Below are 2,214 nucleotides of genomic sequence, written 5' to 3'. Positions count from 1 at the left end.
CGTCGCCACGCCCTACGCCGTGGTCAGCTCGTACACCACCTTGCTGGACGCCACTTGGGGTGGGTCGCTGGCGCACTCGGGACGCTGGCGGGCGGTGCTCGCCGAGTCCGAGGACTTCCCACACCTGGTCGAGGCGCTGGACCGCGTGACCCGCAAGCTGGGTGGGCTGACCCGGCGCTGGCGCTTCGATCGGATGGCCACGGTCTGCTCCCCGCGGTCGGGGACGGTGTCGGCGGCGTTCGCGCAGGCCGCGAAGCACTACGCGGTGGCGGTGGACCTCTGCCCGCCGCGGCACGGCAACCGCAAGGGCGTGGTGGAGAAGGCCAACCACTCCGCCGCGCAACGCTGGTGGCGCACGGTCGCCGACGACGCCACCGTCGCCGGTGCTCAGCAGAGCCTCGACGAGCTCTGCGCCCGTCTCGACGGCCGGGTCCGGCGCCGCAACGGCGAGCGCACGACCGTCGCTGAGCTCGCCGCTGGCGAGGGGTTGCGGGCAGCGCCGGCGGCGGCGTTCCCGGCCGAACTCGCCGTCGTCCGCACGGTGTCGGCGCAGGCGCTGGTCTCGTTCCGCGGCAACCGGTACTCGGTGCCGCCGGGGATGTTCGGCGTCCAGGTCGTGGTGCGTCACCGTCTCGGGGCTGACCAGCTGCGCATCATCACCGCCACCGGCGCCACCGTCGCGGTCCATCACCGCGCACCCACCGGCGCCGGCGCCGTGGTCCGCGACGAGGGGCACGTCCGCGCCCTGGAGACCCGGGTCCTGGCCGAGTTCAGCGATGCCCCACCGTGTCGGCGCAAGGCTCGACGCCCGGCCGGGGACGCTTCGCGGGCCGAGGCCGCCCGACTGCGCGGAACCCCGACGGCCAGCTCGGCCGAGCGGGTCGTGATCGACATGGCCGCCTACGCCGCTCTGGTTCCCGCCGCCGCCCGCGCCACCAGCACGAACGCCGGTGAGAGCCGGTGACCACCAGCGAAGCTCGCCGGTATCAGAACCTGCGCGCCCACCTCGGGTACTTGAAGCTCAACGACGCCGCCGAGCACCTCAACTCCGTCCTCGACGCTGCTCGCCGCGACGGGCTGTCGCTGACCGCGGCGCTCGAGCGCCTCCTCGAGATCGAGGTCGAAGCCACCGAAGCCCGCCGACTGGCCTCCAGGTTGCGGTTCGCCTGCCTGCCCGGCCCCTGGACCATCGCCGACTTCGACTTCGCCGCCCAACCCGGCGTCGACGAGAACCTCGTCCGCGACCTGGCCACCCTGCGCTTCCTCGACGACGCCGCCAACGTTCTGTTCGTCGGCCCGCCCGGGGTCGGCAAGACCATGCTGGCCACCGCGCTGGCCCGCGGCGCGGCCGACGCCGGCGCCCGGGTCTACTTCACCACCGCCGCCGACCTCGCCGCGAAGTGCCACAAGGCCGCCCTCGAGGGCCGGTGGAACACCTGCATGCGCTTCTTCGCCGGCCCGAAACTCCTGGTCATCGACGAACTCGGCTACCTGCCGCTGCCCGGCGACGGCGCCTCGGCGCTGTTCCAGGTCATCAACCAGCGCTACCTCAAGTCCTCCACGATCCTGACCACCAACGTCGGTATCGCCGACTGGGCAGGCGCCTTCGGCGACGCCACCGTCGCCGCGGCCATGCTCGACCGACTCCTGCACCGCGCCACCGTCGTCGGCATCGACGGGCCCTCCTACCGGCTCCGCGCCCACCAGAACACTGCGGACACCCTGCGCGCCGCCGCCGGACACCGAGCAGGACTGGGAGGCACTCATGCGAGCTGACCCGAGCTCAGACTGGCGATCCGAGCGCGGCTGCCCGATCTGCTGGACCACCTTCACCCCCGCCGGCCCGCGACACCGCTACTGCTCCGACCGCTGCCGCAAACACGCCCACCTACGACGACGAGCCGAACCCGCGGCCGAGAACCACGACCGCGAAGCGCAGCCCGCGCCGTCGCCAATCGCGATCCGGGCCTGCCCGCACTGCGGCGGCGAGGTCAGCATCGTCGCCCTGCTCACCACCCCCGAAGCGGCCCGTCCTGCCCCGAACCCGGCGTCATCCCACTCCGACGAGCTTGACCAGCCGCGCTGCCGCCGCACTACAGTGATCTCTCACATGGGGAAGATGATCTAGTACCTCTGGGGAACTTCGGCCAGCGTCATCACGGGTTGCGTGGTGGCAGTGGCGGGCGCGGGCTTGGTGGCGTCGGCGCCAGTATG

2 protein-coding genes are annotated in these 2,214 nt (G+C 72.7%); both read left to right on the top strand.

What is annotated here, in order from left to right; genetic code table 11:
* A partial coding sequence (locus tag PHK61_RS31690; protein WP_274285022.1) for a Mu transposase domain-containing protein occupies nucleotides 1-964 on the top strand: 964 nt, incomplete at its 5' end.
* Entirely contained in the window at nucleotides 961-1,776 is an 816-nt protein-coding gene (gene istB / locus PHK61_RS31685) for an IS21-like element helper ATPase IstB (RefSeq protein WP_274285021.1), read from the top strand. The genes PHK61_RS31690 and istB, both read left to right, overlap by 4 nt.
* Nucleotides 1,777-2,214 lie beyond the last annotated feature (438 nt).

The sequence above is a fragment of the Actinomycetospora lutea genome (assembly GCF_028737205.1).
Classification (GTDB): domain Bacteria; phylum Actinomycetota; class Actinomycetes; order Mycobacteriales; family Pseudonocardiaceae; genus Actinomycetospora; species Actinomycetospora lutea.
The sequence above is the reverse complement of the archived record's forward strand: the minus strand, read 5'-3'. Positions and strand labels throughout refer to the sequence as shown.